The organism is Cytobacillus sp. (genome assembly GCF_964223445.1).
Classification (GTDB): domain Bacteria; phylum Bacillota; class Bacilli; order Bacillales; family Cytobacillaceae; genus Cytobacillus.
Genome location: NZ_CAXQGS010000100.1, coordinates 1 through 24,950 on the forward strand (window position 1 = coordinate 1; position 24,950 = coordinate 24,950).

At 40.8% G+C, this 24,950-nt stretch carries 28 protein-coding genes; 9 read left to right on the forward strand and 19 right to left on the reverse strand.

What is annotated here, in order from left to right:
• From ACEQ1T_RS17985 to glp, 7 genes are all read right to left on the reverse strand, one after another.
• The coding region (locus tag ACEQ1T_RS17985; RefSeq protein WP_370224048.1) for an aminotransferase class III-fold pyridoxal phosphate-dependent enzyme at positions 1-624 on the reverse strand (624 nt) is incomplete at its 3' end.
• The gene (gene argB, locus ACEQ1T_RS17990; protein ID WP_206835254.1) at positions 621-1,394 is read right to left on the reverse strand and encodes an acetylglutamate kinase; all 774 of its coding nucleotides are present in this window, start codon (positions 1,392-1,394) and stop codon (positions 621-623) included. The genes argB and ACEQ1T_RS17985, both read right to left, overlap by 4 nt.
• A gap of 12 nt (positions 1,395-1,406) precedes the next feature.
• Positions 1,407-2,636 (reverse strand): bifunctional ornithine acetyltransferase/N-acetylglutamate synthase, encoded by a 1,230-nt coding sequence (gene argJ / locus ACEQ1T_RS17995; protein ID WP_206835251.1) that lies wholly within the window; start codon positions 2,634-2,636, stop codon positions 1,407-1,409.
• A gap of 13 nt (positions 2,637-2,649) precedes the next feature.
• A complete protein-coding gene (gene argC, locus ACEQ1T_RS18000; protein ID WP_206835248.1) occupies positions 2,650-3,681 on the reverse strand; it encodes an N-acetyl-gamma-glutamyl-phosphate reductase in 1,032 nt (343 codons plus the stop codon).
• A 196-nt stretch (positions 3,682-3,877) separates the two neighbouring features.
• The gene (locus ACEQ1T_RS18005; protein WP_206835245.1) at positions 3,878-4,597 is read right to left on the reverse strand and encodes a YwiC-like family protein; all 720 of its coding nucleotides are present in this window, start codon (positions 4,595-4,597) and stop codon (positions 3,878-3,880) included.
• A 157-nt stretch (positions 4,598-4,754) separates the two neighbouring features.
• Positions 4,755-5,297 (reverse strand): molybdopterin-guanine dinucleotide biosynthesis protein B, encoded by a 543-nt coding sequence (gene mobB / locus ACEQ1T_RS18010; protein WP_206835242.1) that lies wholly within the window; start codon positions 5,295-5,297, stop codon positions 4,755-4,757.
• On the reverse strand, positions 5,285-6,550 hold the full coding sequence (gene glp, locus ACEQ1T_RS18015) for a gephyrin-like molybdotransferase Glp (protein WP_206835239.1): 1,266 nt from the start codon (positions 6,548-6,550) through the stop codon (positions 5,285-5,287). Before glp ends, mobB begins: the two co-directional genes overlap by 13 nt.
• A gap of 513 nt (positions 6,551-7,063) precedes the next feature.
• Between glp and ric the strand changes: the two genes are divergently transcribed.
• A complete protein-coding gene (ric, locus tag ACEQ1T_RS18020) occupies positions 7,064-7,756 on the forward strand; it encodes an iron-sulfur cluster repair di-iron protein (RefSeq protein WP_206835237.1) in 693 nt (230 codons plus the stop codon).
• 112 nt (positions 7,757-7,868) lie between these two features.
• On the opposite strand, the gene moaA is transcribed toward ric, so the two are convergent.
• Positions 7,869-8,885, reverse strand: coding sequence for a GTP 3',8-cyclase MoaA (moaA, locus tag ACEQ1T_RS18025; RefSeq protein WP_206835235.1), 1,017 nt, complete (start codon positions 8,883-8,885; stop codon positions 7,869-7,871).
• A gap of 286 nt (positions 8,886-9,171) precedes the next feature.
• Here moaA and ACEQ1T_RS18030 point away from each other — a divergent pair, with 286 nt between their 5' ends.
• Positions 9,172-9,873 (forward strand): Crp/Fnr family transcriptional regulator, encoded by a 702-nt coding sequence (locus ACEQ1T_RS18030; RefSeq protein ID WP_370224053.1) that lies wholly within the window; start codon positions 9,172-9,174, stop codon positions 9,871-9,873.
• Positions 9,874-9,903: 30 nt separating this feature from the next.
• Here ACEQ1T_RS18030 and ACEQ1T_RS18035 read toward each other — a convergent pair whose 3' ends face one another.
• From ACEQ1T_RS18035 to ACEQ1T_RS18045, 3 genes are all read right to left on the reverse strand, one after another.
• Positions 9,904-11,031, reverse strand: a complete 1,128-nt coding sequence (locus ACEQ1T_RS18035; protein ID WP_370224054.1) for a TIGR04053 family radical SAM/SPASM domain-containing protein — start codon at positions 11,029-11,031, stop codon at positions 9,904-9,906.
• A 205-nt stretch (positions 11,032-11,236) separates the two neighbouring features.
• On the reverse strand, positions 11,237-11,545 hold the full coding sequence (locus ACEQ1T_RS18040) for a metal-sulfur cluster assembly factor (protein WP_009331252.1): 309 nt from the start codon (positions 11,543-11,545) through the stop codon (positions 11,237-11,239).
• A gap of 73 nt (positions 11,546-11,618) precedes the next feature.
• Positions 11,619-12,386 carry an alpha/beta fold hydrolase gene (locus ACEQ1T_RS18045; protein WP_370224056.1) on the reverse strand — a complete coding sequence of 256 codons (768 nt, stop codon included), beginning with the start codon at positions 12,384-12,386 and terminating at the stop codon, positions 11,619-11,621.
• A gap of 280 nt (positions 12,387-12,666) precedes the next feature.
• Between ACEQ1T_RS18045 and ACEQ1T_RS18050 the strand changes: the two genes are divergently transcribed.
• From ACEQ1T_RS18050 to ACEQ1T_RS18060, 3 genes are all read left to right on the forward strand, one after another.
• On the forward strand, positions 12,667-13,485 hold the full coding sequence (locus ACEQ1T_RS18050) for a Cof-type HAD-IIB family hydrolase (RefSeq protein WP_206835223.1): 819 nt from the start codon (positions 12,667-12,669) through the stop codon (positions 13,483-13,485).
• 128 nt (positions 13,486-13,613) lie between these two features.
• On the forward strand, positions 13,614-13,766 hold the full coding sequence (locus tag ACEQ1T_RS18055) for a hypothetical protein (protein ID WP_009331255.1): 153 nt from the start codon (positions 13,614-13,616) through the stop codon (positions 13,764-13,766).
• A gap of 2 nt (positions 13,767-13,768) precedes the next feature.
• Positions 13,769-13,954: a DUF3813 domain-containing protein gene (locus ACEQ1T_RS18060; RefSeq protein WP_206835221.1), complete on the forward strand. Its 186-nt coding sequence runs from the start codon at positions 13,769-13,771 to the stop codon at positions 13,952-13,954.
• Positions 13,955-13,992: 38 nt separating this feature from the next.
• Here the strand turns inward: ACEQ1T_RS18060 and ACEQ1T_RS18065 are convergent, their stop codons facing one another.
• Together ACEQ1T_RS18065 and ACEQ1T_RS18070 are read right to left on the reverse strand one after the other, a co-directional pair.
• A complete protein-coding gene (locus tag ACEQ1T_RS18065; RefSeq protein ID WP_370224057.1) occupies positions 13,993-14,748 on the reverse strand; it encodes a BsuPI-related putative proteinase inhibitor in 756 nt (251 codons plus the stop codon).
• 20 nt (positions 14,749-14,768) lie between these two features.
• A complete protein-coding gene (locus tag ACEQ1T_RS18070) occupies positions 14,769-15,599 on the reverse strand; it encodes a YitT family protein (RefSeq protein WP_370224058.1) in 831 nt (276 codons plus the stop codon).
• A gap of 127 nt (positions 15,600-15,726) precedes the next feature.
• Here ACEQ1T_RS18070 and ACEQ1T_RS18075 point away from each other — a divergent pair, with 127 nt between their 5' ends.
• Positions 15,727-16,581, forward strand: coding sequence for a DegV family protein (locus tag ACEQ1T_RS18075; protein WP_370224060.1), 855 nt, complete (start codon positions 15,727-15,729; stop codon positions 16,579-16,581).
• 108 nt (positions 16,582-16,689) lie between these two features.
• Positions 16,690-16,821: a DUF3941 domain-containing protein gene (locus ACEQ1T_RS18080; protein ID WP_009331260.1), complete on the forward strand. Its 132-nt coding sequence runs from the start codon at positions 16,690-16,692 to the stop codon at positions 16,819-16,821.
• Positions 16,822-16,867: 46 nt separating this feature from the next.
• On the opposite strand, the gene ACEQ1T_RS18085 is transcribed toward ACEQ1T_RS18080, so the two are convergent.
• The gene (locus tag ACEQ1T_RS18085) at positions 16,868-17,731 is read right to left on the reverse strand and encodes a S1 RNA-binding domain-containing protein (protein WP_370224061.1); all 864 of its coding nucleotides are present in this window, start codon (positions 17,729-17,731) and stop codon (positions 16,868-16,870) included.
• Positions 17,732-17,889: 158 nt separating this feature from the next.
• On the opposite strand from ACEQ1T_RS18085, the gene ACEQ1T_RS18090 reads away from it, so the two are divergent.
• The gene (locus tag ACEQ1T_RS18090) at positions 17,890-18,381 is read left to right on the forward strand and encodes a YajQ family cyclic di-GMP-binding protein (protein ID WP_159866208.1); all 492 of its coding nucleotides are present in this window, start codon (positions 17,890-17,892) and stop codon (positions 18,379-18,381) included.
• Between the two features lie 59 nt (positions 18,382-18,440).
• Here ACEQ1T_RS18090 and ACEQ1T_RS18095 read toward each other — a convergent pair whose 3' ends face one another.
• Positions 18,441-18,944 (reverse strand): N-acetyltransferase family protein, encoded by a 504-nt coding sequence (locus ACEQ1T_RS18095; protein WP_370224062.1) that lies wholly within the window; start codon positions 18,942-18,944, stop codon positions 18,441-18,443.
• Between the two features lie 120 nt (positions 18,945-19,064).
• Between ACEQ1T_RS18095 and ACEQ1T_RS18100 the strand changes: the two genes are divergently transcribed.
• Entirely contained in the window at positions 19,065-19,934 is an 870-nt protein-coding gene (locus ACEQ1T_RS18100; RefSeq protein ID WP_370224063.1) for an SDR family oxidoreductase, read from the forward strand.
• Between the two features lie 43 nt (positions 19,935-19,977).
• Here ACEQ1T_RS18100 and ACEQ1T_RS18105 read toward each other — a convergent pair whose 3' ends face one another.
• From ACEQ1T_RS18105 to ACEQ1T_RS18120, 4 genes are all read right to left on the reverse strand, one after another.
• On the reverse strand, positions 19,978-21,024 hold the full coding sequence (locus ACEQ1T_RS18105) for a LacI family DNA-binding transcriptional regulator (protein ID WP_370224065.1): 1,047 nt from the start codon (positions 21,022-21,024) through the stop codon (positions 19,978-19,980).
• Positions 21,025-21,144: 120 nt separating this feature from the next.
• Entirely contained in the window at positions 21,145-22,683 is a 1,539-nt protein-coding gene (locus tag ACEQ1T_RS18110) for an alpha-amylase family glycosyl hydrolase (protein ID WP_370224066.1), read from the reverse strand.
• A gap of 90 nt (positions 22,684-22,773) precedes the next feature.
• Positions 22,774-23,616 (reverse strand): sugar ABC transporter permease, encoded by an 843-nt coding sequence (locus ACEQ1T_RS18115; RefSeq protein WP_206835202.1) that lies wholly within the window; start codon positions 23,614-23,616, stop codon positions 22,774-22,776.
• A 2-nt stretch (positions 23,617-23,618) separates the two neighbouring features.
• Positions 23,619-24,902 (reverse strand): carbohydrate ABC transporter permease, encoded by a 1,284-nt coding sequence (locus ACEQ1T_RS18120; protein ID WP_370224068.1) that lies wholly within the window; start codon positions 24,900-24,902, stop codon positions 23,619-23,621.
• Between the last annotated feature and the right edge of the window lie 48 nt (positions 24,903-24,950).

The window sequence follows — 24,950 nt, forward strand, 5'->3', positions numbered from 1 at the left end:
TTCATCTACAATCAGCAGCGCTCCATATTCTTTGCAAAGCTGCTCTGTTTTTGTTAGAAACTCCTGATTCCCAATGTGAATCCCGCCTTCACCCTGTACAATTTCCAGCATAACTGCCGCTGTTTCCGCATCAATCTCATCCTTCAATGCATTAATATCATTAAAAGGAACATACTTAAAAGTCTCAAGCATGGAACCATAGCCTTTTTTAATTTTTTCCTGGCCCGTTGCGGCCATAGTGGCAAAGGTTCTCCCGTGGAATGATTGCTGAAAAGTAATGATTTTTTTCCGTCCCGAAGCTTTTCTTGCAAGCTTTATCGCTGCTTCATTTGCTTCTGCTCCACTGTTGGCAAAGAATACGAGGTCCATGCCCGCAGCTTCAGAGAGAGCCTTTGCTGCAGCCTCCTGCTGATCCTGCATAAATAAATTGGAAACATGCCAGAATTTATTCAGCTGCTCATTGATTGATTCTTGTACTGCTGCTGGACGGTGACCAAGATTGCAGACTCCGATCCCTGATGTGAAGTCCAAATAGCGTTTCCCATTTTTATCAATAAGATAGCTTCCTTCTGCTTTTTCCGGCTCCACTTCCCACCGGGCATACGTTGGAAATAGATTACTCAAGTTAAAACCTCCTTCTTGGCAGATACATTCGTACCGATCCATATGCCTTCCTCATAAAACTTTTCTTTTCCTGATACAATCATTACGCTATTTAGCCCTTTGCTGATTAGGTTCAAGGCAGAGGTAACTTTAGGAATCATTCCGCCTGTAATTTTTTTATCGTTAATATGCTGTTTAATTTCATCCGCGTCAAGCTGGGGAGAGAGGTTACCGTCAATGAAAATTCCTTTTACATCAGTTACAAAGATGCAATGTTCAGCTTTAATCGCATTGGCAACGGCTGCCGCCGCATAATCGGCATTGATATTCAGTTTCGTGCCGCCTTCTGCAGCTGCAATAGGAGTAATGACAGGGACCAGATCTTCGTTAAATAACATTTCCAGTACTGACTGATTTACAGACGTTATTTCACCAACAAGTCCAAGCTCATCCTGATTGATAAATTCTGCCTTTAGTAATCCCGCATCACTTCCATTTACGCCAAACCCTCTCAAACCATGCAGTTCGATCATTGAGGTAAGCTTGCGGTTGGATTGTCCTGACAAGACCATCTCTGCTACCTCCAGAACTTCCGGAGTCGTTTTTCTTAGCCCATTGACAAATTCATGAGGGATATTATAAAGTTCCAGCATGCTGTTAATTGCGGGGCCGCCTCCATGAACAAAAACAATCTGGTATCCTTCATTCTTTAACACTAAAAGACTATCAAAAAAAGCTTCTCCCAGCTCTTCCATTACACTGCCTCCGCACTTAATGACTATACTTTTCAAATGGCATCCCCCTCAGGTACGATAGCTTGCATTGATTTTGACATAATCATAGGATAAGTCACATCCCCAGGCCTTCCCTTTGCCTGCTCCCTGATGAAGATCCACAGTAATCTGAATGGCGGCATTGGATAAGTACTCTTTTGCTTCTTCTTCAGAAAATGCAAGTGGAACACTATTTTGCAGCATAGCTATAGGTCCGATTGCGATATCTACCGAAGACGGATCAATAGACGGCTGGCTCTGTCCGATTGCCCCTATAATTCTGCCCCAATTGGCATCCGCTCCATATACAGCAGTTTTAACAAGGTTCGAGCCAACAATCTGCTTAGCAATCATTCTTGCATCGTCATCCGTTTTTGTCCCCGATACCTCCACTTCTATCAGCTTTGTTGCCCCCTCACCATCTTTTGCAATCTGTTTGGCAAGACTTTCACTTGTTTGAGAAAGCATCTGTATAAATACATCCCAATCTGGATGTTCCGGCGAAAGTTTATTTATACCGCTGGTTCCATTGGCCATGACCATTACCATATCATTTGTTGAGGTATCTCCATCAACGGTTATCTGATTGAACGTTCGATCGGTAACCTGTTTTAATGCAAATTGCAAATCACCGCAGTCTATATTTGCATCTGTTGTGATGAACGCAAGCATGGTTGCCATATTGGGATGAATCATTCCAGACCCCTTTGCCGAACCGCCCATAGTAACGGTTTTCCCATCGATGACTGCCGAATAGCAGCACTTCTTCATCACTAAATCCGTTGTTAATATGGATGTTTGAAAATCCTCTGAATGTATTGCCTCATTGCCGGGCTTCAGCATCTTAATGCCCTCTTCTATCTTATCCATCTGCATATATTCCCCAATGACACCAGTAGAGGCAACCGCCACATGCTGCTCCTTTAAATTGAATTTATCTGCAGCTGATTTTCTCATTTGATAAGCATCCTTTAGCCCCTGGTCCCCTGTACAGGCATTGGCACATGCACTATTTACAATGACAGCCTGTATGAGGCCTTCTGCTGCAATGCTTTCCTGTGTAACTTTTAGAGGGGCAGCCTGAAAATGGCTTGTTGTATAGACAGCTGCACATTGTGCAGGAGTATCGCTTAATATAATTCCCAGGTCCTTTTTTGAATAGCGCAGCCCGGCATGAACGCCAGCTGCTGAAAAGCCTTTCGGTGTTATGATGCTGCCTGTCGGCAGTTCGGTTACTTCAGTTTGAGATACTAATTGCATTTATCTTTCCTCCTTATGGATAGAGCGGAACAAATCCGAGACCCGCTGCTTCATCCAATCCGCTCATTATATTGGCATTTTGTACAGCCTGCCCGGCAGCACCCTTCATTAAATTATCAATCACTGAAACTATTGTCAGTCTGCCCGTTCTGGAATCTACATGGACACCTATATCGCAAAAATTAGAGCCTGCCACCTCTTTGACGGAAGGGAAAGAATCTTCAGGACGAATTCGAATAAATGGTTGTTTTTCATAGACTGATTGATAAAGTTCAATAATTTGAGAAGAAGTGTATTCTTTTGTCAGCTGAACATAGCTGGTTGTCATAATTCCTCTTGTTATAGGAAGAAGATGGGTCGTGAATGTGATCGGCATTATTGCGGAATTCCAATTCAGCAGCTGCTGCTCGATCTCTGGTGTATGCTGATGCTGATTTACCTTATAAACACGCAGGTTTTCATTAGCTTCTGCATAGCTTGTTGATCTTGAAAGCGCCCTTCCTGCCCCTGAAACGCCGGATTTTGCATCGACCACAATGCTTTCTGGTTTTATTAAATTTTCTTTTACAACTGGTGCCAGACTTAGCAGAGCAGCTGTTGGATAGCACCCAGGATTAGATATGATTTCTGCGGAAGCTATTTCGTCATGATGCCACTCAGGAAGCCCATATACTGCTTTTTCTACAAGAGATTCGTTTGCAGGAGCGTGTTTATACCACTCCAGATAGGCTTGAGCCGGGATTCGAAGATCACCGGAAAGGTCAATTACCTTTATATCCTTGCCAGAAAAACTTTCAGCAAGTTTCCCTGATACTCCAGATGGCGTTGCCAGAAAAACAATATCAGATTGGTCTGCTATTTGAGCTGAATCAATCCCCTGTAAGTTCTTGTCAATAATTTCATATAGATGAGGATATTCATTCCAAATGGGGAGATTTTCTTTTGTTGAATGGATCGATATAATATTAAATTCTGGATGCTGTTTCAGGATACGGAGCAATTCCGCACCCCCATATCCGGTTGTTCCGATAATTGAAACGTTCATAATTGCTCCTTCCACACTCGATTGTATATTTAATCATTTATATACATATTTATGAATTTATGTTTCTCTTATTATAGAAACTGTAAGAAAAAATTGCAACCTATTTTACTGAAGTTTTAAAGATTTCTAATATTTATTTTTACTCGGAATATCTATTTCTGGATAAATTGAAAAACCGGCCTGGTCAGGCCGGTCATTAATTGTGAATGGCAAGTAATAACATGAAAAAGAATATGGCTGCATTCGCAATTTCATATATCCCAATTTTTTTAGGTGTAAATGATTTCCCATAAAATGCAATGGACCGAAAAAGGCTGGGAAGAAACGCTGCAGATACAATCCATCCGCCTGCCAGCAGCCAGAGAATCGGTACCGCAGCATGAAAGATCCACGAAATCCATTTGAAGGAAATGTTCCTCTTTTCCCTGATCATCGATTTTACATAGAAAGTGCTTCCGGCAAAAAATAAAATGGAAGCTGCAAATACTGTCCAGGCCAGCGGTGTAATTTCCCCATGCGGCAAGTAGCTGCTTGCAAGGCCTGCTATTGAAAATGCACAGATGGCACTAAAGTCGTTACCTAATGCCCTATCTCTATTTTTAGACGAATAGCTTGCATTAATAATAAAAAAAGGAATCATAAGAAGTCCAAAGATGATAATCGATGGCCTTACCAGTAAAGGAATTAATAGCAGTAAAATAGCCGGAACCAGATAAATAGAAGTCCACTTCGCATAAAAAGCCATTCTTTTTCTTTTAAAAAGAAGAAGGCCCGGATAAGTAGCCAGATATAATAATATCCATCCTAAAAAGAACGGGATATGAGACCAAATAATATCAGATGCAGCCGCTCCGAGCCAAAATGGCAGAATCAGCATTACCCAGGCTCCATGCTGCTTTGGCATAAATAACTTCATCTTCAATACCTCCCCGCTGCTTTCTGCCAATAATATATAATTTTCCCGGTAAATAATAAGTGAAGATTATCACTGGTAAACACATCGCCACAAAACGTTCAACTTTCAGAGAATTATAAAAAACAGCCCAAAATAAAATGGACTGTTTTGAATAATCTTATTTCCTTTTCTTACTTTCGCCCACTAAATACTCAATAATCCACTCAGTGCCTTTTGGATTATGAATGCTGAAAAACGGAGTTTCCAAATCTGCAGCCTTGTGCTTAATCACTTTATCTTCCCAGCTGAAGAGTGCACAGATATTTGTCAGTTCCTCCATAAGGTACAGATCTTCACCACTTCTGAGCAGGAGTGCTTTAGGGTATGAAGCCATTTTATGACCTTCAATAAGTACTACATCAGGCTGCAGCTGCATGGCAATCCTGATCTGTTCCTCCAGGCTCCAGCTTTTCTTCTCAGCTTGTAAAAGAAGTCTGCCGCCACCTTCAACAATTGAAGCCGCTGCTCCTGATTCAATATGACTGCTGGAATCCTTTCCTTCCGGGGTCTCGGGCTTGCCGCCATGGCCATGATGCTTAATGGCAATGACAGAAAGGCCCTTCCCTTTTAATCCGGAAATCAATTTATTTACCAAGGTTGTTTTTCCGCTGTTTTGAAAGCCGGATACCTGAAAAATGACAGGTTCCTTTACCATGGCCATTCGCTTCCTTCATGGTCCTCAAGCAATAGCACATCAACAATGTCGCCCTTGCCATAGCCTCTGGTACCGCCTGGCAGGATCATTAGTGAATTCGCGCCGGCGAGACTCATCACAATGTTTGATTTATCCACTCCGCTTGGCGCTGCCTCCAGTCTGCCTCTTGAATAGTTCACAGCAGTCCGGACAAATCGTGTAAATGGGTTTGCTTTTGGAAACTCGGCCACGAGCTCTGCTGTTTCTTTTCTTAAGTGCGGTTTCTCAGAGAACAGCATTTTCCGGATGATCGGTCTTGCAAAAAGCTCAAACCCTACATAGCAGGCAGAAGGATTTCCGGAAAGTCCAAACAGCAGCTTCCCTTCATGCTGGGCAACTGTTGTCACACTGCCGGGCCTCATCGCAACCTTGTTGAAAAGGACCTCTGCCGCAAGCTTTTCATAAATTCCCGGCAGATAATCAAAATCCCCCACAGATACGCCACCCGTAGTAATCAGCATATCCACACTGTTCAAAGCTTCCTTCACAGCATTGAAACAAGTATCAAATTCGTCAGGGAGTTTTCCATAATAAACAACTTCTGCTCCAGCCCTTTCAATTTGCGCTGCTATCATATGGGCATTGCTATTTCTGATTTTCCCCGGCTGCAGCTGTTCGTGAACTTCCAATAGCTCGGTGCCTGTTGCAAATAATCCGATAACAGGCTTCTTTGCAACCGGTACCTCGGCATAGCCAAAGGTAGCAAGAATAGCCTGAATTCCAGGGTTGATTTTTGTCCCCTTTTTAACCAGGGAATCTCCTTCCTTCGCATCTTCGCCCTTGAAGGAAACATTGTCTCCAGGATTATAGGTGCGTTTAATGGACATAAAATTCTTACCGTCTTCTTCATATGCTTTTGCCAGTTCAAGCATTACAACGGCATCACATTCTTCAGGCATTTGGGCACCAGTCATAATTCTTACTGCCTGGAATGGACCAATTTTTTTGGATGTCACATGTCCGGCGCCAATGTGGTCTACCACCTCAAATATGACGGGATTTTCCAATGAAGCTTCCTTTGTGTCTGCAGAACGGACAGCAAAACCATCATATGGTGATCGATCAAAATGAGGGACATCATGTGTCGCTTTTAAATCTTCTGCCAGAAAACGGCCGTTGCTTTCATTAATGGATACGTATTCTGCACTTCCGTTTAATTGATATGCCATGATTTTTTTTACTGCATCAGCAACAGGAATGGGAGTTCTTTTTTCCAGCATGATATCAGCTCCTATGTACTTTTCTTAACGCTTTTTCTATTTCAATTATTATAAACGTACATGAAAACTTATAACATGACAATCATCACACTTTCAGTTCCATATGTGCATGGTTTTACCCAAAGGCTGTTTTCGTAAGGTTTGTTGCTTTTTTTATATTATTTACTAAGTTGATTGTAGCGGAAGGTGCGAGATCCTCGAAAATGCATTCGCATTTTCTTCGTGCGGTGTTTACTCAACGAAGCTTATTCAAAGTCCTGCGGGAGTAGCGGGACAGGTGAGACCCCGCAGACGCGGAGCGTTGAGGAGGCTCACCGCCCGCCCCGCGGAAAGCGAGCAGCCTGGAGCGGAAATCAACGGACAACATTGATAGGCAAAGAACAACAATTTATGCGAAAATAGACTACCCAAAAAACTTTATAAAAAGCCTGCAAGTGTGATGCCCGTCACCAAATAAAAAAGGAAATTCGTTTATTCTTTAGATAGTTCACAAGATAGAAGGAGGAAAATTCAATGACCATACTGCTTACAGAAGACCCCCTGGTAAAAGATATTGTAAATGAATTTCCAAAGACAAGTGATGTTTTTAAACGTCATCGCATTGATTTTTGCTGCGGTGGAAATATTCCGCTGGTGCGTGCAGTTTCAGAGCAGTCTGCCAATATGGACGTTCTGATTAAAGAATTGAACGAGGTTATTCAGAAGGAAAACCAAACCGATGATTTAGAAGTATGGACTGACAGTACATCAGAAGTTATTATTGAACATGTCATCAAACGATATCATCGTCCTCTTGAGGAGGAACTATCCCTATTAAGCCCATATGTAACAAAGGTCTCAAGAGTCCATGGAGAAAGCCACGAGGAGCTTTTACAAGTCCATCAATTATTCTTTGAGCTGAAGCACGAGCTTCTTGAACATACTTCTAAAGAGGAAGAGTCAGTTTTTCCAATGCTTCTGAAGCTTGATGACCCCCAGGCTGAAAATCGCGAAGAAATCATCAGCTATATCCGGGAGCTTGAGAAAGAGCATGATCATGCAGGTTCAATTTTAAAGGAATTGAGGGAAATTACTTCTGATTATACTCCTCCAGCAGATGCATGCGGCTCATACCGCCTTGTGTATAAGCGGCTGGAAGATCTTGAAAGCCAAACTTTCATGCATGTTCACCTTGAAAATAACATTCTATTTCCACGGTATATATAAACATCTTGATCTGCAGCCAATAACGGCTGCAGTTTTTTTGCAGTCTAAAATACAAAATAAAAAGCCTGCCCGGCTATGTCCATTTCTCATGACACAGCAAAGCATGCTTTTTTTATCCTCCAATATAGGACATTTCAATCTTTTTCCTGCTGGCAATGGTTTCTTCAGTCCGTTCGTCTGAATATCTGTCTTTTCTTTCGTTCCAAATATTAATAATCCGATCGGTAATTTCTTCATCCGTTGCGCCTTTTCTCATAAATCCCTTCAGATCATGGCCTTCTCCATTGAAAAGGCATGTAAAAATTTGGCCGTTTGCTGACAATCTTGAACGTGTGCAGCTTGAACAGAACGATTCAGAAACAGATGTAATAAACCCAACATCCACATCAGTCCCCTTATATCGGTATCGCTTGGCAACCTCTCCGAAATAATCCGGATCTACCGGTTCCAATAAATAATGTTCCTTTAACATGTGATAAATTTCTTTTTTGGTAACAACCTCGTCCATCTTCCAGCCGTTTGTACTGCCGACATCCATGTATTCAATAAAGCGGAGCTGTAAGCCGTTATCTTTGCAGAACTTAGCCATCGGGACAATTTCAGAATCATTCAGGCCTTTTTTAACGACCATATTAAGCTTGACGCCAAGCCCTGCTTCTTTTGCTGCCTCGATTCCTTCAAGAACTGGTTTGACACCCACATTGCGTCCGTTTATTTTTCCAAACAGCTCATCATCCAGGCTGTCAAGACTGATGTTAACCCTCACCAGTCCTGCTTCCTTTAAATCTTTCGCATGCTTGGGCAGCAATACACCATTTGTGGTTAGTCCTATATCTTTTAAGCCCTCAATGTCTGAAAGCATTTTTACAAGTTTAGGCATGTCCTTTCTCATAAGCGGTTCTCCGCCTGTTAACCTGATCTTCTCCACTCCAAGGCTTATAAAAATTTTAGCCAGCCGTTCAATTTCTTCATAGCTCAGGAGCTCGTTTTTTGGAAGGAAAGCAAAATCCGGCCCAAATATTTCTGCCGGCATGCAGTATTGACAGCGGAAATTACAGCGGTCAATGACAGAAATGCGAAGGTCTCTTAAAGGTCTATTCAATTTATCTTTTACGATTGTTTTAGCCATTTCGTTCAACTCCATATAAAGAGTGACTTAAAAAAGCTTTCTATACAGATGTATATTTTAGCCTTTCCCTTAAAATAACAGAAATAACCCAGTATCTCAAATTAAGGGCTTCTACTATTAGAACATACAATCGTTTCAATGTTAATAGGGAATTGTTTGTATAATAGCAAAGACACGCCATTTCAATAGAATTTGCCACAATAAAGACACAAAAGCCGGCAATGTTTTCACTATACAAATGATATTATTGTGAAAAAAGACAGTTGTTTTATGAAGGAGGGTCAACATGCCTCGTACAGCCATTAAACCGACACATTCCATAGAGATTAAAGAGCTTCTTCATTTCGCAGACCGGCGTATGAAAACCCCCAAAGGGGCCTACATTTTTCAGGAAGGTATGGATGCTGATGAGCTTTATATTATACTTTCAGGCAAGATACAAATCAGCAAGATAACAGCAGATGGCAGAGAACTCACTTTCAGGATATGCGGAGAAAATGAAATCATTGGTGAGCTGACCCTATTTACCAGTGACCCTAAATATTTATTAAATGCTTTAGTGCTTGAAGCTGGTGAAGTTGCTGTGATAAAAAAAGATGTCCTGGAAAGGGAGATTTTAAAAAATAGTACATTAGCTTATGAATTTATGAAATGGATGAGCGACCACTTCCGTAATACACAGACCAAATTTAGAGATCTCGTCCTTAATGGAAAAAAAGGTGCCCTTTATTCAACCCTTATCAGAATGACTAACAGCTATGGCATTAAGGTTATGGGCGGCATACTCATTGATCTGCCCCTTACGAATCAAGAACTTGGGAATTTCTGCGGCACCTCCAGGGAAAGCACCAACCGGATACTGGGTGAACTGAAAAAAGACGGCATCATCACCATTCTAAATGGAAAAATCACAGTCAAAGATCTTCAATATTTAAAAAATGAAATAGGCTGTGAAAACTGCCCTGCCGTATATTGCAGCATCGAATAGGAGTGCATCTTAACTGCACTCCTCTTTCTTTTATGATTTTGCCTCTTTCTTTCTATGTGCCTTTGGAATATAGACACAAAACGGCTCGCTTTCCATATAATCCCCTGTCATGGCAAATGCCCGTGATCTGGATCCCCCGCATACATAACGGAACTCGCATAGTCCGCATTTCCCTTTATACTTATCAGGATTTCTGAGGTTTTTAAAAATTGGCGATTCCCTGTATATTTCAGCAAGTGGCTGTTCCCTTACATTCCCTGCTTTAACAGGCAGCAGCCCGCTGGGATAAACATCCCCAATATGTGAAATGAAAACAAATCCATTTCCGTCATTTACTCCTTTAGGTGCCCTGCCTAAACCATCTATAGAACCCGTTAGCCCTTGCTGTGTAAGTGCATCAAGATATTGAATGTCCTCATTCTGAGCCTTCGCTTCCTTCATTTTTTGCTGAATGACTACTCGGCGGTAATGCTGGGCAGCTGTTGTCTTGATATCGAAAGTAACTTTTTTGCTTAAGTTATACAGCCATGTAAATACCTTCTCATGTTCAACCGGAGAAATCATATCTTTTTCCTGCCCTCTTCCTGTTGGGACGAGGAAGAACACACTCCAAAGAACACATTTGAGTTCTTCGACAACCTTAGCCATTTCCTCAAGATAATCTATATTATAACGCGAAATAACTGTATTAATCTGGACTGGTATTTCAAGCTCGTGCAAATATTTAATCCTTTCGATCGTTAAATCAAAGGATCCGGAAGTACCTCTAAAATGGTCATGGATTTCCGCATTTGGCCCATCAAGGCTGAAAGCCCATCGAGCTAAGCCGACCTTTTTAGCTTTTTCAATAGCTTCTTTTGTTACATTGGGTGTCGCACTGGGCGTCATCGAAACACGCACGCCTTTTTTTACAGCATATTCGGCAATGTCGAATACATCCTGCCTCATTAATGGATCTCCACCAGTAAAAACAAGCATAGGGTTGTTCATTTCCTTGATTTGGTCAATCAAATACTTCCCTTCATCAAAAGAAAGCTCTCGCGGATCTCTCTTGTATTGCGCTTCCGCTCGGCAATGCAGACATTTTAGCTGGCATGCCCTTGTTAATTCCCATATCACAATAAAAGGGTCATTATTAAAATTTCTATCAAATCCCATTTGAAATGCCTCCTAAACAGCTCAATCCTGGCTGTTTCATCAACGCAATTTTGTCTTTCCATCGTTATTATAGGATAATCGGCATGTTAAATAAGTGAACTACCTCACATACAATGCTCATGTACAGAGTTACGTTCAAAAAATTACAAGCAAGGGCATAAAAAAACAGCTGGAAAATACTCCAGCTGTTTTTTAAGATTCAATCTTATTGTACGCCTAGTGCAATTTTTGCATAGCGGGACATTCTGTCTTTAGACCAAGGCGGGTTCCAGACAATGTTCACTTCAGTGTCCTTTACTTCTGGAATATCAGCCAAAGCTGACTTTACTTGTTCAACAATTGTTCCTGCCAAAGGACAGCCCATGGATGTAAGAGTCATATCTACTACGGCTTTCCCTTCCTCTTCCATTTTAACATCATATACTAAGCCTAAGTTTACAATATCTATCCCCAGCTCCGGGTCAACAACAAGTTCAAGCGCACCCATGATGCTGTCTTTTAAATCCTGGTCCATATCTGCAGCACTCCTTCATTATTTACTTTATCTTTATCTTAACAAATATTTAAATGAATTGAAAAAATGTTGGTTATAGATGTTCCCCGAACCATTTAACCGTTTCCAGCAGCCCTTCCCTGCTTACTTTATGCCCTGCCTGTTCATCTGATATGAACATGAGGTTTTCAGGTGAGTCACTATATAAGGGCTGAATGGTATCATAAAATTGGTATGTATAGGAATAAGGCACAACCGGGTCTTTTTTGCCATGCCAGAACATAAGAGGCCTTCCTCCGAGTTTTTCAGGCTGAAGACTTAAATCACGCTCCCTTAAAGTCCCCAGCAGATCTGCCAGTTCTTCGCTGGAAAGCGGAATTTCAACCTTATTCTTCTTCAATTCATCCAGCTGAAGCTGTGCAAATTTTTCATAATACGGCATACCCATAAGGCTTACTGCAGCCTTGACCCACTCATACTGGGTCAAGGCGCCCAAAGTGACTATTCCTCCCATGGAGGTGCCCACAAGCCCTATTCTTCCCTGGTCGATCAAATCTGCATCCTCATAGACATCCCTGATTATGTTCAATTCCGCAATGGTATTCAGAACAATATCCCATAGCTTGAAATTTAAATCGCTGCCTGATAAACCTTCAGATCTTTCCCCATGAAGTAAAGTGTCCGGAAGCACCACCCTGAACCCTTTTTCAGCAAGCAGATAGGCATAATGCAGATTATGTTCTTTGGCACTCGTAAAGCCATGAACGAAAATAATGAATGGCAAGCGTTCCCCCTTTACTTCCTGCCTGGCAAGTTCAAGAACAGGAATTTCTTTGAAATGCTTATGTTCAATAACAACCACAGTTCTTCCTCCTAAATCTGTTAGGGCACAAGTGATTTTTTTTACAAAATTATAATAATATTGATAACATATATGTATAAAATGATTTTGTAAAAGCTTACGCTCTTGTCATGATGTAAATTCTTTCTATTTTTTCAGTTTAACATGTAGACTTTTTTTTTCCAAAACCTTTACACTTAAAAGAAAAGCGGGGCATACTTCAAGATAAGCAATTTGCTGCAGTCCGCTATCTGCAGTTTTATTCTTAAGAAAAAGTGCTGAGCGCTTAGAAGGAGATCTTATGGCAGAAAAACATTTAATTGCACTGGACCTTGATGGAACATTATTAAAAGATGACAAAACCATCTCAGCTAAAACTAAAATGATTATTCAAAAGGCACGTGAACAAGGACATGAAGTGATGATTGCCACAGGTAGGCCATATCGCTCCAGCGAAATTTACTATCGTGAAATGGGCTTGACTACGCCAATAGTCAATTTCAATGGTGCTTATATACATCATCCTAAAGATCATAATTGGGGAGTTTATCACACACCTTTGCAAATGAACGTTGCAAAGGAAATTGTCGAAGCAGTTAATAGTTATACAGTTCATAATATTGTAGCAGAAGTTATAGATGATGTTTACCTGCATTACCATGATGAAAAGCTTCTGGATATCTTCGGTTTTGGCGATCCCAAAATTACGACTGGAGATTTGCGCAATTATCTTAATGATAATCCGACAAGCATGCTGATCCATACAGATGAAGAACATGTAAAAACAATTAGAGCCCATCTTTCTGAAGTCCATGCCGAAGTGATTGACCACCGTCGCTGGGCGGCTCCATGGCATGTCATTGAAATCGTAAAAACAGGTCTGAATAAAGCCGTTGGCCTCCAAAAAGCAGCTGATTACTTCCAAATACCGCCTGAGCGGATCATAGCTTTCGGTGATGAAGACAATGATCTTGAAATGCTTGAATTTGCAGGCTACGGGATTGCCATGGGCAATGCTATAGACCAGGTTAAAAATATTGCCAATGAAGTCACCCTAACCAACGAGGAAGATGGAATCGGAATCTATCTAAATGAATTATTAAACCTTAAAGCACTGTAAGCAAATGAACAAAAAGAATTAAATAGTAATCAGTCCATTAAATTCCCTTTTTAAATCATTCCTATAGAGCATACTAAAGGATGGAGCAGCACAATGCTGCTTTAAACTCTTTCATGGAGGGGATTCGAATGGGTAAACGTAATAAATCAAAACGCTTCGTACAACAGGGTGTTGATACTGTTAGTAAGCATGATGAACGTATCCCGTACCACATGACCTATGCAGAGGCGGAAGCCCAAAAATTAGCTAATGTGAAAGAATCATCCCTCGGAGGAATATAACGATGGGAAACAGACTATTTCAGGAAGCCAGAAAATATGTGGAAATAGCTAAAAATTCTGCAGGCGAAGAAACTGTTTCCCGCGCGAAAAATGCTTTAAGTTCCGCGTTTGCCAATTCCAATGCGGCTGAACAGGCACAGCTGCGGGAGATGCAGCAGGAGCTTGAACAATATTCGCAGAATCGCTAAAAAGAAGCTGGCAGCCTCGATGGCTGCCAGCTTCTTTTTTATCTCCTTTCCAGGATAACAGGAAAGGAATTAATAATATGTCCGTCTTCATGGCTTTTTTCATATAAATGCAAAATCAATGATCCGTTTTCAGGCAGTTTATCAACAGAAATGCTTACTTTTATCTTAAAGTTCTCCCAGTTATTTGAACGTGCTGATACTCCCTTTTCAGGCAGCAGTTCATTATGGCCATCTTCAACTGTATACCATAGCTTTCCGCTTTTTAGACGCCCTTCAATTGATACTGTATAAAAGCCATTCTCTCCAGAGACCTTAACATGGCGAAAGGCAGGATTTTCTCCTGGGATATAGAAAGAGGCTTTTGATTCCGCTTTCGTCTCCATTTCTTTCCCATTTATGTTTGATGCCAAAAGCCTGGCTTTTACAATGTACTCCCCTTCCTTAACTCTTACGCCTTTATGCCGATAATCCCATTGCTCTTTCCACACCTTAATTTCATCCGGTTTGAGGGCAACAGTCTGTATAGCCTGTAAATACGCTTTGCCTTCTGAAGAGGAATATACCTTTTCGCCCTTTTGATTGAATATATCCACATCGTAAAATTGGGAAGTCCTAAACTCAAAGCTTAGCGGGTAATTGGCAGTATTCCTCAGAACTAATTCCATCTCCATGTTTTCTGTTCCTGCTTGAGGCGTTACTTTAAAATCAAATGGCATTTCCTTTTTAGAAGCTTCAAAACTTTGCAAAGGCATAGTAAAGATAATCAGAGCAGCAGCAGCCAAAAGCCGAAGCATCCTTCATCCCTCCATTCCATTTAATCCCTGCGGAAGAAACCATATACACCAGCGGTTTGGACAATATTCGTAAAAGCATTCGGATCTACTTCTTTTATAATTCTTTCAAGGTCAAATAACTCGTAACGGGTGATGACAATCATCATCATTTCCTTGTTTTCATTTGTAAAAGCCCCCTTTGCAGGAATGGTTGTAATCCCCCTGATAAGATGATCATGGATGGCTTTTTTCATTTCTTCCGATTTTTTCGTTATAATCAACGCTGTCAGTTTCTCATGTCTTGTATGAATGGCATCAATGACCCTGGTTGAGGCATATAGGGTAACAAGAGTGTATAAGGCTTTTTCCCAGCCATACAAAAAGCCGGCAGTTATTATAATAATGGCGTTAAGTGTGAAAAAATATGTACCGACAGGCTTGTCTTTCATTCGGGACAATACCATCGCGATGATATCCATCCCTCCTGTGGAAGCCCCCCATTTTAGTGTTATCCCTACGCCAACAGCCGCAATGACACCTCCAAAAACGGCATTAAGCAAAATATCCTTTGATACATGAATTACCGGTATAATTTCCAGGAAAAAAGACATTAAGAATACGCTGAGAAAACTATAAATGGTAAACGACCTTCCAACCTTTTTCCAGGCTAAAATGGTGACGGGAATATTTAGAATGAAAAGCAGGATCCCTGTTGATCCAAAATCCCCCAGAATGCTTGATAAGAGCTGGGCCACACCTGTAAAACCGCTCGCATATACATTGGCAGGTATCAGAAAAAAATTCATCGCAATCGCGTTCAATATTGCACCAATTAAAACAATAAATACTTTCTTAGTTTCTAACCAAACCATTTTTTACCCCCTGAATTTTCTTATTATTTTCTTTACCCAGTCAGTGTGATTTTCAACACAATTCATTGTTTTTTCTCCTTGATTTCTATAAACTTATTTCATATAGTTTGAAAGCAGGTGAAAGAAAATGTCAGTAAAAATTTTAGCTGACAGTGCGTGTGATCTGCCGCTAAGCTTCTATGAAGAAAATGGCGTCACACTTTTCCCATTAAAGGTTCAACTGAATGATACAGAATATGAAGATTTAGTCACCATAGAACCTAAGGATGTTTATGATGCTATCCGTGAAGGCCAGGTGCCTAAAACATCTCAGGTATCCCCTCTACATTTTGAAGAAACGTTCATGAAAATGGCAGAACAAAATGAAGACGGTATTTATGTTTCTTTTTCCTCCGGACTCTCAGGTACATACCAGACCGCTGTAATGATTTTGGAGCAGGTAAAAGAGAAATACCCGGATTTCAAATTATCCATTATCAATTCCAAGGCTGCTTCATTGGGATATGGATTAATCGTGAAGGCAGCTGCTGCCAAAGCACAATCAGGTGCATCCAAGGAAGATATACAGCAAGATATCGAACTTCGCTGCCGGAACCTGGAGAGTTTATTCACTGTAAATGACCTCGAATACCTGGCAAAAGGCGGACGTGTTTCTAAAGCTTCCGCATTTCTAGGCGGACTTTTGAACATTAAACCTCTCCTAACTGTAGAAGATGGCAAACTTGTACCGATTGAGAAACTGCGCGGCAAGAAAAAGCTTCTTCGCCGCATCATTGAGCTGATGAAAGAAAATGGGACTTCGTTTGAGAATCAGACGGTCGGCATCAGCCATGCAGATGATGAAGACACAGCTCTGGAAATGCAAAGATTAATCCTGGAAGAGCTTAAAGCCAAAGAAGTCTATATTACATCCATAGGCTCTGCAATCGGTTCCCATACGGGTCCAGGAACAATTGCGGTTTTCTACCAAAAGCAAATATAAACCTTAAGTGAAGAATACATACTCCATTTCATTCTGACAGACAATATGATTGTACTTCAGTTATATTCTGAAGGATAAACCTCTTAGTATGAAAGGAGTATTATTATTATGCCGCATACTTCCGATAATGATAAAAAAGCAAAAGACAATAATGCGCTTCTTCACGAAAAAAATATGATGCGCGAGAAAAACCGCAAGGCCGGGAAAAACCAATATTCTAAAAAGACAGACCATCTATAATAATAAAACGGGCAAGCATTGGCTTGTCCGTTTTTTAGATTGTAAATTAGTCTTTCTTTATATATGTCCATCCATCTTCCTGATAAACCTTGCCTTCCTTCATAAGCCTTCCCAGAGCCCTTTTAAAAGAAGCTTTGCTTAGCTGAAAACGCTCCTGTATATCTTCTGGCGCGCTTTTATCTCCGAAAGGCATCGCACCATTGCGGCTTTCAAGATATGATAGGATTTTTTCGGAATCATCGTCCAGTGCCTCATGTTTTCTGGGAGCAAGAGAAACATTCACTGTTCCGTCCTCTTTCACATCTACAATTCTCCCATCAACTTTTTCGCCAAGACGGGGCTCCCTTTTGCGCTGGGATTCATGGATAAAGCCTTTAAAGCCTTCAGCTGTATAAATCCAGCTCCCAACCTTTGCGGTTCTATATATATGTCCGTGAATATTCTTATTAAAATCACTTTTGGCTGCCTTAATTGAAATATCTGTAATGACAGGATCAGTAGCCATTTTTACATAAATTCTGTTATTCTTATTCACCCGGAGTGTAATGTACAGCCTATCCCCTTCAATCGGCCATACAGCTTCATGTACAGGCAAATCTTCCTCCCCCAGGAGCATATCCTTCTGAATGCCAATGTTAATGAATACACCGATGCCGGGCTTTACATCACTTACATGTGCCCATCCATATGTACCAACCTGAACCTCGGGAATCACAGTTGTTGCTGCAATTCTTCCCTGTGAGTCCATATAAAGAAAAGCCTCAACTTCCTGTCCTTCTTCCAGCTTTTCATCCGTCTCATTCTGATGAAGAAGAACATCTTCCTCTCCATCCGTCAAAAAATAGCCAAATGCCGCTTCCCTTGAAACAATCAGTTTAGCAGCACGGCCTAAATTCTCTTCTAAAGCCATCCCTTTTCCTCCTTCTTGGTTTCCAGTAAACAAATATTCATTATATTAAATCTTTCCCAATTAAGATCACATAACTCCTAAAGTTGTTTGAACTGCTATATTTTACTATAATAAGGACAAGAAGTGAAACTTAAATTGTTATCTCCAAGGAGGCTGTCATGTCTAAAGAAAGCTCATTTGATATTGTATCCAAAGTTGACTTTTCTGAAGTAACCAATGCCATTAATATTGCCATGAAGGAAATCTCCACCCGCTATGACTTTAAAGGCAGCAAAAGTGATATAAAGCTGGATAAAGAAGAGCTCGTGCTTCTATCTGATGACGAATTTAAATTGGAACAGCTTAAAGATGTTTTATTGGGTAAACTGATAAAAAGGGGCATTCCTGTAAAAAATCTTGATTACAGCAAAATTGAAGGGGCATCAGGCGGAACAGTACGCCAAAGAGCAAAGCTTGTTCAGGGAATTGATAAAGAAAATGCAAAGAAGATTAATACCCTTATTAAAAACAGCGGTTTAAAGGTGAAGAGCCAGGTTCAGGATGATCAGGTCCGTGTAACTGGCAAAAACCGAGATGACCTGCAGAAGATTATTGCAGCTGTTAAAGAGGCTGATTTGACTGTAGATGTTCAATTCGTAAACTATCGGTAAGTTTAAGCAAACGGAGAAAATCCGTTTGCTTTTTTTGAATTCAGGAAGTTTGCTAAATATTATTTCAAAAATTTATACATTAATAATTCATCTGCATAAGACCCATCATTTCTTTTAATATGTTTAATTTTGCGTCCTTCCTCCTGAAATCCAAATCGCTTGTACATATGAATCGCTCTTTGGTTATAAGCAAAGACTTCCAGGCATATTTTTTCCAGACCCGGTTCCTCTTGCGCCCACTTCAGAAATTGCTCCATCATTTTGCTTCCCAGTCCCTGATTACAATGCTTCTCCTGTATTGTGATCCCGAAATAGCCCAGATGCTTCACCTTTTTGCTTTTTGACCGCCGAAAGTTCAGCATTCCAATTACTTCATTGTCAACTTCCGCTAATAAAATTAGATCCCCATTTCTTATGCTCTGTTCAATCCACGCTTCCTCTTCTTCAATTGTTAAATTAAATTCCTCCGCTTCGGTCATTAAAAAATCACTTTCCCCAAAAGCCTTCCGGCAATGCGCCAAAATGGCTTCTGCATCACATTTTTCAGCTGATCGAATCTGCAATTCCAGTTCCCCCACTCTTTTTTTAAATCTATTATATGAAGCTATGCAAATAATTTCCATGTTTTTTTACCATAATAAAATGGAATTAAAAGAGTATTAATGATTTGGAGGGATTTCGTAATGTCTAATACTCAAAACAATCCACAGGAATTTCCGCCTCAGCATCAGGAGCATCAGCCCGGCACAGAGGCACCAATGCAGCCTGAGCCCCAAACGGTTGATCCAAATTATAAAGGGTCCGATAAATTAAAAGGAAAAGTTGTTTTAATAACAGGTGGAGACAGCGGCATCGGAAAATCAGCCGCCATTTATTTTGCTAAAGAAGGAGCAAGCGTGGCAATTGTCTATCTGGAAGAACATGAAGACGCAGAAAAGACTAAAGAGGCCATTCAGGCTGAGGGACAGGACTGTCTGCTGATCTCCGGTGATATCGGAAGTGAAACATTCTGCAAGGATGCTGTCAGGAAAACACTTGATAAATTTGGTAAAATTGATGTACTTGTTAATAATGCTGCAGAGCAGCATCCTCAAAAAAGCCTGCTTGATATCACTGCTGAACAGCTTGAAAAAACATTCAGAACAAACATCTTTTCATTCTTCCACCTGACAAAAGCAGTTCTTCCTCACCTTAAAAAAGGAAGCTCAATTATCAATACTGCTTCCATAACAGCTTATGAAGGAAACGAGCAGCTAATCGACTATTCTTCAACAAAAGGTGCGATTGTCTCCTTTACACGCTCATTGGCCAAATCGCTGGCTGGACAGGGAATTCGCGTAAATGGAGTTGCTCCTGGACCCATTTGGACACCGCTTATTCCGTCTACATTCACCGCGGATAAGGTATCAAAATTTGGATCAAATACCCCAATAGGCAGAGCAGGACAGCCATATGAATTGGCTCCGGCCTATGTCTATCTTGCCAGTGATGATTCATCTTATGTGAGCGGCCAGATGATCCATGTCAATGGCGGTACTATTGTAAACGGATAAACAGACAAACCGAAAGGGAAGCCCGCTCCAGGCTTCCCTTTTTTTATGACACAATCTGTGGTTCTTCATTATTCGGACTGCTGCATGAACAGCGTTTTACAATTTTATGGGGAATAATAATTCGCTTTACAGGCTCCCGCGGGTTTTCAATTCTGTATATGAGGCTTCGTGCAGATTCAAACCCCAGATCGAATATATTAATATCGACAGAAGTTAGGGGAGGCCTGGACATTTCAGCCAAAAGCACATTATTAAAGCTGATGATAGACATATCTTCAGGAACTCTTATACCCAATTCATCCAACGTATTCAGGACACCCAATGCCATTAAGTCGTCGGCAACCACTAGGGCAGTTGGTGGTTTTTTCAGGGAATTGAGTCCTCTGACAGCTTCCTGGCCTCCTTCTTTTAAGAATTCCTCATGAACAATATATTCATTTACCAGCTCAATGCCAGCATCCCTTAATGCTTTTTCATAGCCAAGCAGCCGTTCAACTGTAACGGTTAGATTCAAGTTCCCGCCGACAAACGCAATGTGCTTATGGCCAAGCTTAATCAAGTACTCCGTTACTTCTTTGGCTGCACGGAAATTATTATTATCTACGTAAGTAATTTCTTCTTCGTCTGAAAAAGGCTTGCCTATAACAACAAAAGGGAAATCTCTTTCCTTTAAGAAGGCCAGAACTTTATCCTCCACTTTTGAATATAGCAAAATCACTCCATCTACCCGGCCGCCCTGTACCATCTGGACAACACCTTCATAAATCTCATCATCCGTTTTCCCTGTTGTCATATGGAGGGCATAATGCCTTTCATGAGCTCCCTCGCTCAGACCCCTAAGGACAGTTGGAAAGAAGGGGTTCTGAAATACAACATCCGTAGAACTGGGCATTATCAGCCCAATTGCACGGGTAGACTGGCTTGCAAGGCTGCGGGCAATAAAATTCGGATGGTATCCTAATTGCTCCATTGCCTCCCTGACTTTTTGCTTGGTTTTCTCGCTGATGCGAGGATTGTTGGCAATTACCCTTGAAACAGTAGAAGGCGCAACTTTTGCCATCTTTGCTACATCTTTAATTGTGACTGCCAATAGAATCACCCTCTCCGTGAGGTCTCTGTTATTAATATTATAATCAAAACAGGTTTGATTTTCTTTCCTTTTTTAAACAGTTAACAGGAATAGGAAGAAGGGGAGGCTCTAATGCCAAAATTACACGGATTTCTTCTTTTTTGACCGCTTCCATAATAGATAGATAAAAATCATAAAAGCAGAATAAACTGCTGCGAGAGCTGCAATCAGCGGAATATTCAATCCTGATTTTTCTGCCAGAACATATACTTCAGCCTCTTCCCGGTCAATGATTAACTCATATTTACCGTCTTTTTCTCGGATGAGATCATCAGCAATCATGCCGCGAAGCTCTTTTCCTGCTTTTAATTGAGTGGAATCAAGTACCGCTTTCTGTGACTTTGTTGAATTATTGATCGCTATAACCGATGTTTCATCTTCGTAAGTCCGCTTATAAACGGCAAAACCGTCCTTTTCCTCCAGCAGTTCCATGTCGCCCCTTGTTAAAGATGGCAGCAATTGCCTAACTTCCCCAAGTTTTGCGATATAATCAATCAGTTCTTTATCTGTTCGGAAATCCATTTGCCTCCGGTTATCAGGGTCCTCACCCCCATCCATAGCTATTTCACTTCCATAATAGACAATGGGAATCCCAGGTGTGGTATACATGTATGTTAAGGCAAGTTTCCATCTTGGGCCCGGATGATGATTTTTTGTGATAGCATCCCTGGTGAACCTGACAGTATCATGATTATCCATGAAGCTTCCCATTAGATAGGGATTTTCATAAAATGCCTTATTTTGGTCCCAGCTTGCAAAAAGCCAGCTTAACGACTTGCCAGGCTCTGCAAAGGCAGTTCTTAAATGATCATTTAAAGGATAATCAACAAAGCCGTCAATCCCTGTTTTTTCATATTCAGCAATATATTTTGGATCATCCGACCACACTTCCCCAAGCAAATAAAAGTCTTCTTTTACTGACTTTACATTTTTGGCGAATTCGGTCCAGAATGATTTTGGAACATGCTTGACAGTATCAAGTCTATATCCATCAATATCCGTTTCTTCGATCCACCACTTTGCTGCATCAATTAAATAATTTTGCACCTCTGGATTTTCCTGCTTCAAATCAGGGAGTCCATAAATCCAGCCATTTTCAATCTCAGATTGATTCGTCCAGTTCATGATATCTTGTTTTTCATGGAACCAATCCTTTTTCCCGGGGTCATTAACCCATTCGTGATTGGAGCTCACATGGTTTACTACGAAGTCCAAAATCACTTTCATATCTCTTTTGTGAGCTTCCTGGACTAACTGCTTGAACTCATCCATTGTGCCAAAGTGTTCTTCCGTGTTATAAAAATCTTTAACCCAGTAACCGTGATAGCCCTTCTCTTCATTATCGAAAACGGGAGTCAGCCAAATTGCTGTAAACCCCATATCTTTAATATAATCCAGGCGTTCTGTAATCCCCTTAAAATCTCCGCCATGATAAGCTTTGGGGTCCTGAACCTCGACTTTAAAGTCATTGTTTGGATCTCCATTGCTAAATCGGTCAACCATTAAAAAATAAAATGTTTCATCTTGCCATTTACGCTCTTCTTTTTCAGCTGCTCCTGCCGGCAGGGCATAAAAAAGAAGAAACGGGATTAAGATGAAGGTTATGATTCCTTTTTTCATCGCCGCTCCTCCTTCATTTTTCAAGCCGCTGAGAGACCTGCAATCCAGTTCGCAGACTGCAGCGGCCAGTAAAGTTTCAGCCCTTTAAGATTAGCCTTTTGTTCCCCCTGCCGTCAAACCAGATACAAAGTATTTTTGGAACATAAGGAACAGTGCAGCAATCGGAATCGCAATTAAAACAGAGCCAGCTGCAAATTTTGTGAATTCATTTCCAAATTGCTTCGCCACCATTTCATACAAACCTACAGCCATTGTGAACTTTTCATCTGTTCTTAATAAAATTCTGGCAAGGATGAAATCCCCAAAAGGAGCAATGAAAGAAAATAGGGCAACTACCGCAACAATTGGTTTTGCGAGCGGCATAACAATTTGCCAGAAGACACGCAGATGGCTCGCACCATCCATTTTCGCAGATTCATCAAGTTCTTTAGGAATCGTATCGAGATAGCCCTTCATCAGCCAAGTATTCATTGGAATCTGTCCGCCGACATACACAAGGATCAATCCAAGATGAGTATCAATTAAACCAGTTCTTGTCGCTAATACAAAAATGGCAATCAGTGCTGCAAAGTTAGGTATCATTTGCAGTATCAGGAAAGTTAATAATCCATTTTTCCTTCCGATAAAGCGGTAACGGGAAAATGAGTACGCAGTGAAGGACACTGTAATAACGGTTAAAATCATGGTCAGTGTACTTATTTTCAAAGAATTCCAGTACCATTTAACATAATTGGACTTATCTGAATCAAAAAGATATTTGTAATGATCTAAGGTCGGATTTTCAGGAAACATTGTGGATCCCGACAAACTTTGGCCTGGGTTTAAGGAAGAACCCACTACCCACAAAAGCGGATAAATCACTATAAAGCTCATTAAGGCAATGATTGCATATGAAAAAGTCAGCCGGATTATTTTATTTTTCTTCATGCTCATAGCTACATCAAATCCTCTTCTTGGAATGATTTTGTTCTTCTAAACTGCCATAGAGCTACAGTGATGACGATGAGTGACAGAATCATGGTTACCGCTGCTGCTTTGCCGTATTGGGCAGAAGTCATTGTCAGTTTATAAATCCAGGATATAAGAATATCCGAACCGCCGGCGTTTTGGCCTGGAATGGCCGGTCCACCGCCATTAAACAAGAAGATTACATTAAAGTTGTTGAAGTTGAATGTATACTGAGTAATGATAATGGGTGCCGTTGCAAAAAGAACCAGCGGCAGAGTGATCTTTGAAAATTTCTGCAAAATTGTTGCACCATCAACTGTTGCAGCTTCATAAAGCTCATCCGGAATTGACTGCAGCACACCTGTTGTCATGGCAAAAATGAATGGGAAGCCAAGCCATGACTGAATAAAAATCAAGGCTAAACGTGTCCAGTTTTCCTCTGTCATCCATGGAACGGGACCGATGCCAATCGCATCCAGTATCGTTTTATTAATTACACCGAAAGTCTCATTAAACATGCCTGAGAAAATCAGGATTGATATAAATGCAGGAACTGCCCAAGGAAGAATGAAGATTGTTCGGATAATCGCTTTTCCTTTAAGATCCTTCTGGTTAACGAGAATTGCCAGGAAAATACCCAGAGCCACCTGCAAAGTGGTAGCTACGAATGTCCACACTATTGTCCAGCCCATTACGCCAAAGAAGGTTTTTCTCCATAAATCCAGCTTAAAGATATCGATAAAATTTTGTATGCCAACCCAATCTACCAGTTTTGCAGGCGGAGAATGATATAGATCATAGTTTGTAAATGCAAGAAGAACTACGAATAAGATAGGAAAAATAACTACGAAAACTAAGAGAAAAAATCCCGGTGATATCATTAAGTATGGAAAACCATTATCAAGGAGATTGTGGTACTGTTCTCTGACACTGTTTAATTTCAGCCCCAAATCACGCTTTTTTCCATTATTATATGCGTCATAAATATTGAATGCATATATGATAAGTCCCAAAGCTGTTACAATCAGTGCAATAATTCCATCGATCAGGAGAAAAATCGAGTGGTCCAGAACTGGAATTTCCCCCAGTGTAATAAGTCCCCAGAATCCCCAATTCAGTGTGTCATAGAATGCTGCAAAGAACGAAACCGTAAGAATTAAGAATATGGCACCTTTTACGAACTGTTTATTATAAAACTGTCCAAATCCAGGCAGGATGGATAATAGAGCAGCATTTCTTCCATAATTGGATGTCATTTTTTCTGTGTCCATATGGCTGTGGCCTCCCCTTTCTTTATAGGAGAAAGTATTTTCTATTAG